The sequence below is a fragment of the Vagococcus salmoninarum genome, from assembly GCF_003987495.1.
Taxonomy (GTDB): domain Bacteria; phylum Bacillota; class Bacilli; order Lactobacillales; family Vagococcaceae; genus Vagococcus_D; species Vagococcus_D salmoninarum.
Genome location: NZ_NGJU01000004.1, coordinates 16,652 through 30,464, shown reverse-complemented (window position 1 = coordinate 30,464; position 13,813 = coordinate 16,652). Strand labels below are relative to the sequence as shown.

The window sequence follows — 13,813 nt, the reverse complement described above, 5'->3', positions numbered from 1 at the left end:
ATGGATGAGCAAGATACTAAGGGGCGGTTACTTAGTGCAGCAATTAATTTATTACTAGCAGCGGAGTTCCCAAATAAAGTAACAGCTAGGCAAATTGCCAAAGAAGCTGATGCAAATTTAGCAATGATTAACTACTTTTTTAAGAGTAAAGATGAACTAGTTAACCAAGCGATTGCAGCTGTAATAGAAGAAAAAGTGAAACCTTTAGCTTCAGTGATTGATAATCAGCTAGAACCTCGGGAACGTTTGTACCGGGTGTTAAATTATTACTGTGATATTTCAGTGGCTTTCCAGAAGTTTTTAGAGCTAAGTGTCCCTTATAAGTTATTAGCGAAACCTTTAGAAGTGCCAATGGAAATACTGGAAATTATTGAAGAATTTTATCAACATCGCATTCCAGTTCAATACAGTCGAATGATTGCTTTACAAATTACTAGCTTTACAGAATTGTTGTTCCTAAGAGCTGCGGATTTTAGAGCCTATAGTGGTATTAATATGGGAGATAAAAGACATCGGGAACAATATTTACGATTCCAAGTGGAACTATTTTTACAAGATAAGAGTGAAGAATAACTAAACTAATTATTCAAAAGAAGTGAACTTAAATAAAAAACTAGGACAGAGAAAGATGGCTATTAAGCATCCCTCTGACCTAGTTTTTTTCTGTCTTAAATAATCACTTGTTTTAGAGTAGTCTTTGTTTTTTCAATAAAAGCTAGTTCCATGTCACTAAAAGCATGGTCTTTTCGATAAATTAAAGCAATGGCAGCAACAGGTAAGGGGTCGCTTATTTTAAGAATGTGAATCGAATCTAAAGAACGAAATTTTAAAAAACTGAGAGGTAATAACGAAATACCAATATTACGTTGAACTGAATCAAGACAAGGAACAAAATTAGGAAATTCATATTGGGGTGTGACTAACAAGTTATGTTCTGTGGCAAAGCGATCTAGCATGTTTCGGACAGCGATACCAGGTTTGGCTAAGACTAGCGTTTGTTCTAGGACTTCTTTTAAAGAAATATGTTCTTTGTTACTCCAAGGATGAACTTTATTAACTACGACGACAAATTGATCTTCGAATAAGGTTTCCATAGAGATAGAGTCATTAGGTTCAATTAGTGATGAATAGGCTGCGCCAAAACTAGCCCGAGCATCAAGGATATGTTTGACGACGTTGCGACTACTACTTTCATCCATCTTAACGGAAACAGTAGGGTATTGTCGGGAAAATTGATACAGAACTTCAGTGAAAAAGTGACAACCAGAACTATATAACGTAATTTTATTGGCTTGAGAGTGACTTAGATCTTGCAAGGCCACGCTAACAGCATTGACATGTTTGAGAATGTTTTGGGCTTCGAAATAAAGGAGCTCACCAGCTTTTGTTAAGGTCAGCTGCTTATTATGTTTTTGAAATAACTTGACTTGACAATTTTCTTCTAAAAGCTTCATTTGCTGACTTAAGGTCGGTTGAGTAATAAATAAGCGTTTGGCCGCACGAACATAGTTCTTCTCCTCGCAAAGTGTCACAAAGTACTTTAGTAATCTAAGTTCCATAAGGGTTCCTCCATCCAAGTATAGTCACTGACTATACTTGATATAGTACATAACTATTAGTCAAAAAACAATGTAAGGGGTTACTATTAATGAGTAAGCAATGTTAGTTACAAGATTAAGGAGGAAAAAAAATGATGACGTTTATTGAAGAGAAAGTCATGCCTAAAGCGATGAAACTTTCTCAAAATAAGTATTTAGGATCTGTTAGTGATGGCTTTATGATGTTGATGCCAGTTTTGATTATTGGCTCGATTTTTTCATTATTAAACAATTTAGCACTTCCTTGGTATCAAGAAATGATTAGCGCAACTGGTCTTAAAGGGCTTCTCGGAATTCCCAATTTAGTAACCAATGATATGTTAGCAGTTTATGCTGTTTTTTTTATCGCCTATGCTTTAGCTAAGCGACTAAATCGTGATCAAGGAGTAGCAGGCATGATTGCGTTGTTTTCATTTTTAGCAGTCACCCCTTTTGGTAACTTAGGAGTAGCAATTCAGACCTTTGTCACTGACAATGGCTTGAGTGTACCGGAGGGCCTGGAAATAAGTGGTGGTAATTTCTTACCCTTAGAATGGTTAGGAGCAAAAGGCTTGTTTGTGGCAATTTTTGTCGGTTTAATTTCAGCGAAAATTTATGATAGTTTGTTGGCAAAGAACTTGATGATTAAAATGCCTGACTCAGTGCCACCGACTATTTCAAAATCCTTTGCTGGTTTAATGCCAGGTTTTGCTTCAATTATTTTCTTTATCTTGATTGATCGGTGTGTGGCTTTAGTACCAGTTGCCCAAGTTTCCGGTATTCAAACGGGGATTTACCATTTGATTCAGTCACCGATGGAAAACTTTTTAGGTAATAACATTTGGTCCTTTATTTTTGCAGCCTTTGCCGCTCAATTTTTATGGAGTCTTGGTATTCATGGAATGTCAGCAATTATTTTACCAATTTTTTATCCTTTATGGACATCTCTTAATAATGCTAATATCGAAGCATTAAATAGGGGAGTGAGTGTTTACGAGTTACCTAATATTTTAAATCGCTCTTTTTGGCAAGTCTATGTCATTGCTGGGGGCTCAGGTGTGACCTTAGGTTTATGTTTATATATGGTCTTTTGGGCAAAGAGTAAGCAGTATAAAACAATTGGCAAACTTGCAGTTGTGGCTAATATTTGTGGTATTAATGAACCGTTAATTTTCGGGTTACCGATTGTCTTAAATCCTCTGTTAATTGTGCCGTTTATTTTATCACCAATAGTAATGGCTGTGTTAGCTTATGGACTAACAGTCATGGAAATTCTACCAAGGCTGACAACAATCGTGCCTTTAGGAACACCAATCATTATGTCAGGTTTTATTTCAACAGCAAGTGGTGGTTGGCGGGTAGCCTTGTTTCAAGTCTTAATTATTATTTTAGGAGGAATCATTTATTTACCATTTGTCCGACTATTAGATCAGAAAGCAATCGCCTTAGAACAGCTGGCAGAAGAAGGGAAGTAATGGGATGACAGAGGAAAAATTTCCAAAAGGTTTTTTATGGGGTGGCGCAATGGCGGCCAATCAAAGTGAGGGGGCATATGATGTTGGCGGCAAAGGGCTATCACCAGTTGATATCTTACCAGAAAGCACTCATGGTCGAAAGCTAGCATTAGCCCAGCCATTAAAAGCCCTTGAAGAAAAATACGCTTATTACCCCAGTCATCAAGGGATTGATTTTTACTATCGTTATAAAGAAGACATTGCTCTGATGGCAGAACTTGGTTTTAAGACCTTCCGCTTGTCCATTAGTTGGTCACGGATTTTCCCAAATGGCGATGAGAAAGAACCGAATGTGGAAGGCTTACGCTTTTATGATAATGTCTTTGCGGAATTGCAAAAATATCAAATTGAGCCTATCGTCACGATTAATCATTTTGACACGCCTCTTGGCTTATTAAAAGAATATGGCGGTTGGAAAGATCGCCGTCTCATTTCTTGTTATTTGAATTATTGTCACGTCCTTTTCAAGCGTTATCAACAGCAAGTCAAGTATTGGATTACTTTTAATGAAATCAATATGATTCTTCACCTCCCACTATTTGGTGGAAGTCTCGATGTTTCAGAAGAAGTCAATCCAACACAAGTTATTTATCAAAGTGCCCACCATCAGTTAGTAGCCTCAGCTCAAGCAATCAAACTAGCTCGGGAAATTAATCCTGAGTTTCAGATTGGCTGTATGTTAGCTGGCGCTACAACTTACCCCTACTCTTGTGACCCAACTGACATCTGGGCGGCAATTGAAGCGAATCGAGGAAATTATTTATTAATTGACGTTCAAGCTAAAGGGAAGTATCCGAATTACGCCAAACGTTTTTTCAAAGAGAATCAGATTGAACTTGTAGTTGATGCTGAAGACGAAAAGATGTTAGCTGAAAATACAGTTGATTATATCGCCTTTAGTTACTATTCTTCACGATTGACGAGTAGTGAGTTAAGTGATAAAGAAGTGAGTGCTAATAATGTCTTTAAAAGTCTCCGGAATCCTCATTTAGAACGATCAGAGTGGGGCTGGCAAATTGACCCGCTAGGTTTACGAATTACAATGAATGATCTTTACGACCGTTATGATAAGCCCTTATTTATTGTTGAAAATGGTCTCGGTGCCGTTGATCGGATTGAAGCAGATGGCACAATTCAAGACGATTACCGAATTGCCTATTTAAAGGCTCACTTGCAAGCTGTTGCCGAAGCAATCGCTGACGGAGTTGACTGTTTAGGTTACACTGCCTGGGGCTGTATTGACTTAGTTAGTGCTAGTACTGGTGAAATGTCGAAACGTTATGGCTTGATCTATGTGGATCGTGATAATGGGGGAAGGGGGACATTTAAACGGATTAAGAAAAAGTCCTTTGACTGGTATCAAAGGGTCATTGCCACTAACGGTAATAATTTAGACTAAAAAAGAGAGTTGCTTCGTTTTTTAAGAAGCAACTCTTTTTGTTAATGTCCTCCTAAGAGGAATAATTGAATAAAGAATAAGACAGCAAAGACGTAAATTAAAGGGTGAACTTCTTTTGATTGCCCTTTAATAAATTTAGTAATGGGATAAGTCATAAAACCAAGTGCTAAACCAGTGGCAATACTACTAGTTAAAGGCATGGTGATAATGACTAGAAAAGCTGGAAAGCCCTCTGATAAATCTTCCCAATTAATGTTAGCAGCTTCACCAATCATCATACTGCCGACGATGATTAAAGCCGGAGCGGTAACGGCTGGGGCACTTGCTAAGACACTGACAACCGGATAAAAGAAGCTTGATAAGAAAAATAAGACAGCAACAGTAATTGTCGTTAAACCAGTTCGTCCACCAACAGCAACGCCAGTTCCTGATTCGATGTATGCTGTAGTTGGGCTAGTTCCAAAGACGGCACCAACAGTTGTTCCTAAAGCATCAGCGAATAAGGCTTGTTTCGCTCGTGGTAAATTACCATCTTTCATTAGGCCAGCTCGTTTGGCGACACCAATCATCGTGCCGGTAGTGTCGAAAATTGTAATTAAGAGGAATGACAAGACTGCGCCGTATAAACTATGGTCAACGATGTCTTTAAAGGGTTTGAGTGGGTTAGTAATCATTAATTGATCACCGAAACTTGGAAGACTCATAAAGCCATCAAATTTAATTTGACCCGTAATCACTGCCAGTAAGGCAATAATAATCATGCCTACAAAGATGGCTCCTGGAACGTTTAGTAATAACAGAACAACGGTTAAAATTAAACCAAAGAGGGCTAATAAAACACCTGGACTATGAAGGTCACCTAGTTTAACTAAGTTAACTGGATCAGCCACAATAACACTTGAGAGACGTAAGCCGACAAAAGCGATAAACAAACCAATCCCAGCTGAAATCGCTGATTTTAATGATTCCGGAATCGCTAAAATTAATTTCTCCCGAAAAGTTGTTAATGATAGAAGTAAGAAGATGACCCCGGCAATAAAGACAGAAGAAAAAGCGGTCTTGTAGTCAACTCCAGTAGCTACGACAGAAACAAAGTAAGCGTTAAGTCCTAAGCCAGGGGCGATCGCAATCGGATAGTTAGCAACTAAGCCCATCCAAGTTGAAGCGATGACGGCTGAAATAATGGTTGCCATAAAGACTTGGTTAGCAGGAATCCCAGCAGCTGTTAAAATCGCTGGATTGACAATGATAATATATGACATTGTTAAGAAAGTCGTAAAGCCGGCAGCGATTTCTGTTTTAATCGTCGTGCCGTTTTCAGTTAATTTAAAAAAACGATTCATAATAATCTCCTTTATAATAGCTATAATTAGTAAGTCTACAAACATACCTCTGACATCCTATCAAATATCAAAGGCATAAGCAATCAAATAGAAGGAAAAGAGCGGTTTTTGTTTAAGAAAGCCTTTCATTTCCGAACGAAAAGGGGCCGTGACATAAGTCATCGGCGCCCTTTTTTGACGAAAGCTATTTGATAGACGGGTTCCAAAAGTCAAATAGCTTCGCTCTCAACAACTGCTAAACGCTAAAGCGCTAAGCGTTGAAGGCACGATAATTTCAATAAATCCGACTACACTCTGTTTCGCTCTCATTAATCTCTAAGTGCTAAAGCACTAAGAATTAAAGGCCACAATCAAAAGAACTGATTGTTCGGATTTATTTCCAATTACTTGTATTTAAACGACTTTTGTCACACCTTCTTTGTCTTAACTAGTTATTTCGATTTGGTTGCCTTCAGGGTCTAAAATACAACTTTCATAGTAACCGTCACCTGTGCGCCGAGGGCCACTAATAACAGTGTAGCCAGCAGCTTTCAATGAGTTAGTTAAGTCGTCAACCTGAGACTCACTGCCAGTTGAAAAAGCCAGATGAGTTAAACCGGTCCGAAATAAGGCTTTGTCTTGGGAAACTATCTCCGGTCGGGTCATTAGTTCTAAGCGACTATCGCCATTTTTAAAACTTAAAAAATAAGTTTCTAAACCAGTCTTGGGATTACGATACTTTTCATTAGCCATTGCCCCAAAGTATTCTTGATAAAATTCTTTCATACTTTCTAAATCATTAACGTAGACTGCACTATGCTCGAGTTTCATCCATTCCGCCTCCTTAATTAGTAATCACTTACATCAAATCGTTCTTTACGGTAATAAAAATCCCGGTCCTCATCAGTAATCTCTCGGATAATTTGGCAAGGATTACCAACAGCTACAACATTATCAGGCAAATCTTTAGTCACTACACTGCCAGAGCCGACAACTACATTATCCCCAATCCTCACACCAGGATTAACAATCACATTGCCACCAAGCCACACGTTGTCTCCAATTGTAATCGGCAAGCCGTACTCGTAGCCAGAATTTCGTGAGACTGGATGAAGTGGGTGTCCGGCAGTATACAAAGAAACATTAGGAGCAAACATCACATTCTCGCCAATCGTGATTTTCGCCACATCTAACATCACACAATGATAGTTAGCAAAAAAGTTGTTACCGATTTCAATATTTGACCCATAGTCACAATGAAAAGGGGCTTCAATATGTAAGCTATCGCCATGAGTGCCAATAATCTCTTTAATCAGAGCATCGGTTTGGCTAAGCTCAGCAGGAGAGAGATGGTTAAAATTGAAAATTTTTTGTTTCGTTGCTTGTCGCTCTTGACTTAAACCGTCTAACCAAGCTTTATAAGGTAATCCAGCTAACATTCGTTCTTTTTGATTCACATAAACGCCTCCAATAATTAGTGATGAGTAATAAGTTAATTATAGCATGTTTGAGGGAGGAGGGAATGATCTGTAATTACTTGCAAACTACCTTATAACCCTCACTATTTTCAGAAAATAGTATTTTTTTTCAACCTATGTTATAATAATAGTGTATTAAAAATAAGTATGAAGCATTAACACGATTGATTTTTAGGAAGTTTATTCACACTGGCGCAATTATAGGATTGCAAGGACTTAAAAGATGGTAGGGTTTAAGTCGTTTAAATGAGAAACAATAATGATGTCTAATTCAAATAGTTTTAACGGAACAGAAACCTTAATAATATTTATTTTTAGTTAGAAAGCCACTCGAGCAATTGAGTGGCTTTCGTCAATTTTAAGAATAATAAAAAGAGACCTCAACAATAAATGTCTTATTGTTGAGGTCTTTTTTCTATTTTTTTTCAGACTATTTATTTAGTAAAACCAATCTCATTACCACTAGTCACTTGACCAGTTTTAGTTAATTCAAATTGATGAGCCTCAGTTAAGTTAGTGAGTAAGACCATGATTTCGGTACCTTTACCAGCAGCTTTAATGTCTTCTAAAGCCATCTTAGCAAGTGGTTCACCAGCAGTTACGGTTTGACCTTCTGCCACTAAAATAGTGAAAGGTTGCCCAGCTAATTCAACTGTATCAATTCCCATATGGAGTAAGACTTCAATGCCATTTGCCATTAATAAGCCAAGGGCATGTTTTGTTGGGAAGACCGAAGTGACTGTACCAGCAACTGGGGAACAAATCTCTTCCTTAGTCGGCAAGACCGCATAACCATCACCTAACATTTTTTGCGAAAAGACCTCATCAGGGACTTCGGTAATCGGCATTAATTGACCAGTTACGGGAGCATAAAGGTTTAAATCTGCCTTTTTAGTTAAATCCGTACTAGGAGTGACACTAGTAGTAGTTCCAGTTACGGTTTCAAAACCTGCAATTGCTAAAGCGGTTTCGTCAACTCGGTCTAACTTATTTAAAATATTTTTATTTCTGAATAAAATAGTTAAAAAGAAGGGAATAACAATGGCAATAACCATGGCAATTGCAAAAGGCCAGTAGCCGATTTTAATTGAAAGAATCCCTGGTAAACCGCCAACTCCAATACTTGAAGCTCGAACTCCCATCACAACGGAGAAGAGACCAGCTATACTTGAACCAATCATGCCAGCTACGAAAGGATATAAGTATTTCAAGTTGATACCGAACATCGCCGGTTCCGTTACTCCTAAGTAACATGAAATAGCGGCTGGAATCGAGACTTGTTCTTCTTTTTCATTGCCTCGGTGGAGGAAAATCACACCTAACACAGCGGAACCTTGAGCGATATTCGACAAGGCGATCATCGGCCATAAGTTAGTACTCTTAAAGTCAGCAACTAGCTGTAAGTCAATGGCATTAGTCATATGATGAAGGCCAGTAATAACGAGTGGTGCATAGAAGAAACCAAAGGCTGCAGCGAATAACCAGTTAAAAGCACTAGCTAAACCAGTGTTAACAACGTTAGAAATGAAACTACCGATCGTCCAACCAATCGGCCCTAAAATAGTGTGGGCGATTAAAACAGTAGGGACTAAGGCGAATAAGGGCACAAAAATCATCGAAATCGCTTGATGAATGTATTTTCTAAAGAATATTTCTAAATAACATAGTAAGAAACCGGCTAACATAGCAGGAATGACTTGTGCTTGGTAACCAATCATATTAACTTGGGCAAAACCAAAATCCCAAAAAGGAATATCGGCAGCTGCTGTTCCAGCTACACCGTAAGCATTAAGGAGTTGCGGGGAGACTAGGGTAATCCCTAAAACAATTCCCAAAATTTGGGTTGTTCCCATTTTTTTAGCAATACTCCAAGTAATTCCGACAGGTAAGAATTGGAAGATTGCTTCACCAATTAACCACAGGAAGTGATTCGTCCCGGACCAAAACTGGGAAACTTCGACAATTGTTTGACCACCTAAGCGGGCAAACTCAATTCCTTCTAAGACATTCCGGAATCCTAAAATTAACCCACCGACGACTAAAGCCGGAATTAATGGTGAAAAGATTTCAGCAAAGACGCCGATAATTCGTTGCAGTGTGGTTTGATTTTGTTTGGCATTTTGCTTAGCTGCCTCTTTGGAAACCCCTTCAATCCCAGATATTTTAACAAATTCATTATAAAAACTTTGAACATTATTACCGATAATGACTTGAAATTGCCCGGCTTGGGTAAACATCCCTTGGACTGCAGGAATTTCTTCGATTGCTTTTTGATCCGCCTTTGTTAAATCGTTTAAGACAAAGCGCATCCGTGTGGCACAGTGAGAAACAGCTGCAATATTATCTTTACCACCAACGAGTGTTAATAATTGTGACGCATCTTGCTTGTAATCAACCATTCTGACTCCTCCTAAAAACTATTTTTATATGTATAGACAAGTTCTTGTATATACATGATATAACTTTTTAGACTTTCTTGCAAGCGTTTTATATTTATTTATTTATAAAAATTGAGCTAAAAAAATTATTACTATATAAACAATTAAAAAAATTAGCATAAAAAGCTAATCTGTCTCGTTTATTTTAGTTATTTTTTAATAATTATTTGCAATTCAGAATTATTATCGGTATACTAAAACCAATTAATACATGTATATACAAGGTTCTAATTATCTAATAGAGGAGACTTAACATGACGTATCTAACTTTAGCTTTTTCAACAGAAACTTGTGACATCACTGAGTTTACTAGCTTACAAGTGATTTTAAAACAACAGCAGGTGTTGTTGACTTCAAAAAACATTGCCGACCAATTAGATCAAGTAATGTCGGTAATTACAGAAGCTTATCAAGACATTCAAGGAATTATCATAACTGAGGAACTAAAAAACATCGATCAAACAGGCGGTTTTACAACGGCTGACGGGTTAACTGTAAATGTCTTAAATCATCTAATGGAAAAAATGAATGTCCCAGTTATTCGTAGTGTATCAGGTTTAAGTTGGGCTGAAAATCTTAAAGCTTTAAGTCAACAAGGTCAAGAGATGAGTTGGCAACTTAACTATTACGGTTACACTCCTGGTAAAAGCAATTATTCTGTTGAGTCACTATTAACGACTGGGAATGGCTATCTTGGCTTACGAGGGAGTTTGTTAGAAGCGGATATTTCCGAAGGCAGCTATCCAGCAACGTATATTGCCGGCTTATATAACTTGGCAACCTCAGAAGTTGAAGGCCAAGCCATTGGCAATGAAGACTTTGTTAATGCGCCAAATCTTCAATATTTAAGTTTGAAAATCGGTGAGGGGCCAGTCATTAATTTAGCAGAGGTTACGATTAATTCCTTGCACCGCCAATTAAATTTAAGAGATGGCTTATTTCAAGCAGAGTTAAACATTACAGATCAAGCAGGTCATCAATTGGCTATTAAAACCCAACGAGTTGTTAATATGGCTGATAAACATCATTATGCTTTGGCTTACGAATTTACTCCTTTGAATTTTAATGGCGAAGTTAAAGTTATTAGTAAAAGTGACGCTAGTGTTCATAACTTTAATGTTGAACGGTATCGTAGTTTAGAGCAACACCATTTAATGATTGAAAGCTTGGAAGCTGAGGGCTTGCAAACAGCCGTTAAAGTTAAAACGAAGGACTCAGAAATGACAGTTCAGCAAGTTTCAGAGCTAGCAGGGGATTTTGTTTCAGCCGAGAGGATCACAACAATAATTTCTGATCAAGAAATTATTCAAGAAGTCCCACTAGTCGTTGAACAAAATCAAACGTACCGGATTGAAAAAAGTGTGAGTGTCTATCGCTCAGAAGCCCATCAAGAACTTAACTTACCAAAAGGGGCTGAAGGAACTAAGTCTTTCGGGAAAAACTACCAAGAAAGCCAAAAAGCCTGGGAAAGTTTGTGGCAACAAGCTGAAATCCAAGTCAGTGGCGACTTAATGTCTCAAAAACTACTTAACTTACATACGTATCATTTACTTGTTTCTGGTTCACCTTTTAGTAATCAAGACTTAGATGTCTCAATTACTGCTCGTGGTCTTCACGGCGAAGCTTACCGGGGGCATATATTCTGGGATGAAATTTTTATCATGCCTTTCTACACAATGCACTTTCCTGAAATGGCGAAACAACTCCTAATGTATCGTTACCACCGACTAGATGCGGCTAAAGCAAATGCTATAGAAGCGGGTTATTCTGGGGCGATGTTTCCTTGGCAATCTGGCCTAGATGGTACAGAGCAAAGCCAAGAACTTCACTTAAATCCTTTAAATGGGGAGTGGGGGGAAGATTATAGTCGCTTACAACGGCATGTTTCTTTAGCCATTGCTTACAATGTCTGGTTGTACTGGAATAACACCGGCGACCAAGACTTTATGGCTTCTTATGGTGGCGAGTTATTAATGGAAATTGCCGAGTTTTGGCGAAGTAAAGCCGAGTGGCAAGTAGAGACGGAACGTTACTCCATTGCCAAAGTCATGGGCCCAGATGAATTTCATGAAGCCTACCCAGAGAGTCAAACAGGGGGCTTAACGGACAACGCCTATACGAATATGATGGTTGTGTGGTTGTTTGAAGAAGTCGCTAATTTACAAAAAAGTTTAGAGCCAACTACTTTAGCTCAGATTCAAGCTAAAACTAAAGTCACAGCTGAAAAACTAGCAGAGATGGAAACCATTCGTCATAAATTAACCTTAGAAATTAATGAGGAAGGTGTGATAGCTCAATACGCTGGCTATTTTGACTTAAAAGAAATTGATTGGGATTTTTACCGTCAAAAATATGGCAATGTTTACCGAATGGATCGGATTTTAAGTGCTAATGGCGAATCTGCAGATGATTATCAAGTGGCGAAACAAGCGGATACGCTAATGACTTTTTACAATTTTTCAAAAGTTAAAGTTGATCAAATCTTAGCTGATTTAGCTTACCAGTTACCAGCAGATTATTTAGAAAAAAACTTAGAGTATTATTTACAACGGACCTCACATGGCTCAACTTTATCACGGATTGTCCACGCTCAATTAGCCGAAAATGTTGGTAAGAGAGACTTGTCTTGGCAGTTGTATCAAGAAGCGTTACGTTCTGATTATCAAGACATTCAAGGGGGAACGACAGCAGAAGGCATTCATACTGGGGTGATGGCTGCTACCCTTTACGTGACCTTAGCGACTTATGGCGGGTTAGAAATTAGAGAAGACCAGTTGTCTTTAAAGCCAAATTTACCTGAAAAATGGCAAGGCTTAGATTTTAAGCTACAAAGACTGGGAATTGATTACCAATTTACGATTAGTTTAGGAAAGGTAACAGTCACTGCTAGTAATGAAACAAGTGTTATCATTGCTGAAGAAGAGTATGACTTACAAGCTAAAGAACCATTAGTTGTTAATTATTAATCCAATAAAATTGAAGAGGTGTCCTGTGAAAAAAGCATTTATATTTGATTTAGATGGTGTGATTACTGATACTGCCAAATATCACTATGTGGCTTGGAAGGCCTTAGGGGAAAAACTCGGTATTACTATCGATGAAGTTTTTAACGAGGAATTGAAAGGCATTAGTCGGTTAGACTCTTTAGAATTGATTTTAAATCATGGGGGACAAGAGGGCAATTTTACTTTAGCTGAAAAAGAAGCCTTAGCAGTGACTAAAAATCAAGCTTACGTGGAGTTATTAGTTGATTTATCGCCAGCGGATTTATTGCCAGGGGTGGCTGATTTTCTAGCAGCTGCTCAGGTAGCCCAGATCCCTTGTGGCATTGCCTCAGCTTCAAAAAATGCGCCGATGATTTTAGAAAAACTCGGCGTGGCTGATTACTTCCAAATAATTGTTGATCCAGCGAGTTTAAGTCAAGGGAAGCCAGATCCAGAAATATTTTTAAAAGCGGCTGCCGCTTTAAAGGTCAGTCCCGCTGAAGCAGTTGGTTTTGAAGATGCCCAAGCAGGTGTTGATGCCTTAAAAGCCGCTGGGATTTATACTGTGGGGATTGAAACAGAGCAACCTTTACAAGGAACTGACATTAGTGTTCGAGATTTAAGTCAATTAAACTTAGAAGAATTAATCAATCAATAATATAACAAAAAATCCTGTCTCAAGACTACTAGTGAAAAGTTAGTAGGAGAGACAGGTTTTTTGTTTTATTTAAAAGTACTTATTGGTAAATCGCAGTAATGAAAATCAAACCAATCACGACTTGTTGAATCATCGCTTCAATTTTTTGGCGAATTCTTTCACTTGTTCGGTCTTCTTCAAAATTACCAGTCAATTCAGGATGGGACTCTTTTAGTTTTTCATTAGCTGCCGCCATGACCACCGTCCGGTCACTTTCCGGTGAAAGCTTGATTTTAATCCCCACGACTTGGTATTTTTCACCATCAAGATCGATGGCTTTACCTAAATATCCGCTTAGTTATAATCATCTAACTTTTATATTATAACCTTTAAAAAAATCGGAGATAAGGGACTTTAGACTGAGGTTTTCCGTTTTCAGTAAAATAAAAAACCTATTCTAAAAA

Annotated in this window: 11 protein-coding genes; 5 read left to right on the top strand and 6 right to left on the bottom strand. The window is 38.0% G+C overall.

Features of this window, described 5'->3' with window-relative positions:
• A complete protein-coding gene (locus CBF35_RS03505; RefSeq protein ID WP_126778604.1) occupies window positions 1-573 on the top strand; it encodes a TetR family transcriptional regulator in 573 nt (190 codons plus the stop codon).
• Between the two features lie 95 nt (window positions 574-668).
• On the opposite strand, the gene CBF35_RS03500 is transcribed toward CBF35_RS03505, so the two are convergent.
• Complete coding sequence (locus CBF35_RS03500; RefSeq protein ID WP_126778603.1) at window positions 669-1,559, bottom strand: LysR family transcriptional regulator; 891 nt, start codon at window positions 1,557-1,559, stop codon at window positions 669-671.
• Between the two features lie 131 nt (window positions 1,560-1,690).
• Between CBF35_RS03500 and CBF35_RS03495 the strand changes: the two genes are divergently transcribed.
• Window positions 1,691-3,052, top strand: a complete 1,362-nt coding sequence (locus tag CBF35_RS03495; RefSeq protein ID WP_126778602.1) for a PTS sugar transporter subunit IIC — start codon at window positions 1,691-1,693, stop codon at window positions 3,050-3,052.
• A 4-nt stretch (window positions 3,053-3,056) separates the two neighbouring features.
• Window positions 3,057-4,490, top strand: coding sequence for a 6-phospho-beta-glucosidase (locus CBF35_RS03490; protein WP_126778601.1), 1,434 nt, complete (start codon window positions 3,057-3,059; stop codon window positions 4,488-4,490).
• Between the two features lie 41 nt (window positions 4,491-4,531).
• On the opposite strand, the gene CBF35_RS03485 is transcribed toward CBF35_RS03490, so the two are convergent.
• The 4 genes from CBF35_RS03485 to treP form a co-directional block, all read right to left on the bottom strand.
• The gene (locus CBF35_RS03485) at window positions 4,532-5,833 is read right to left on the bottom strand and encodes an NCS2 family permease (RefSeq protein WP_126778600.1); all 1,302 of its coding nucleotides are present in this window, start codon (window positions 5,831-5,833) and stop codon (window positions 4,532-4,534) included.
• Between the two features lie 423 nt (window positions 5,834-6,256).
• The gene (locus tag CBF35_RS03480; protein ID WP_126778599.1) at window positions 6,257-6,643 is read right to left on the bottom strand and encodes a VOC family protein; all 387 of its coding nucleotides are present in this window, start codon (window positions 6,641-6,643) and stop codon (window positions 6,257-6,259) included.
• Between the two features lie 17 nt (window positions 6,644-6,660).
• On the bottom strand, window positions 6,661-7,251 hold the full coding sequence (locus CBF35_RS03475) for a sugar O-acetyltransferase (protein ID WP_211345289.1): 591 nt from the start codon (window positions 7,249-7,251) through the stop codon (window positions 6,661-6,663).
• Window positions 7,252-7,724: 473 nt separating this feature from the next.
• A complete protein-coding gene (treP, locus tag CBF35_RS03470) occupies window positions 7,725-9,689 on the bottom strand; it encodes a PTS system trehalose-specific EIIBC component (RefSeq protein WP_126778597.1) in 1,965 nt (654 codons plus the stop codon).
• 293 nt (window positions 9,690-9,982) lie between these two features.
• Here treP and CBF35_RS03465 point away from each other — a divergent pair, with 293 nt between their 5' ends.
• Together CBF35_RS03465 and pgmB are read left to right on the top strand one after the other, a co-directional pair.
• The gene (locus tag CBF35_RS03465) at window positions 9,983-12,694 is read left to right on the top strand and encodes a glycoside hydrolase family 65 protein (protein WP_126778596.1); all 2,712 of its coding nucleotides are present in this window, start codon (window positions 9,983-9,985) and stop codon (window positions 12,692-12,694) included.
• A gap of 25 nt (window positions 12,695-12,719) precedes the next feature.
• Window positions 12,720-13,370, top strand: coding sequence for a beta-phosphoglucomutase (pgmB, locus tag CBF35_RS03460; RefSeq protein WP_126778595.1), 651 nt, complete (start codon window positions 12,720-12,722; stop codon window positions 13,368-13,370).
• Between the two features lie 79 nt (window positions 13,371-13,449).
• On the opposite strand, the gene CBF35_RS03455 is transcribed toward pgmB, so the two are convergent.
• Window positions 13,450-13,653 carry a hypothetical protein gene (locus CBF35_RS03455; RefSeq protein ID WP_126778594.1) on the bottom strand — a complete coding sequence of 68 codons (204 nt, stop codon included), beginning with the start codon at window positions 13,651-13,653 and terminating at the stop codon, window positions 13,450-13,452.
• Window positions 13,654-13,813 lie beyond the last annotated feature (160 nt).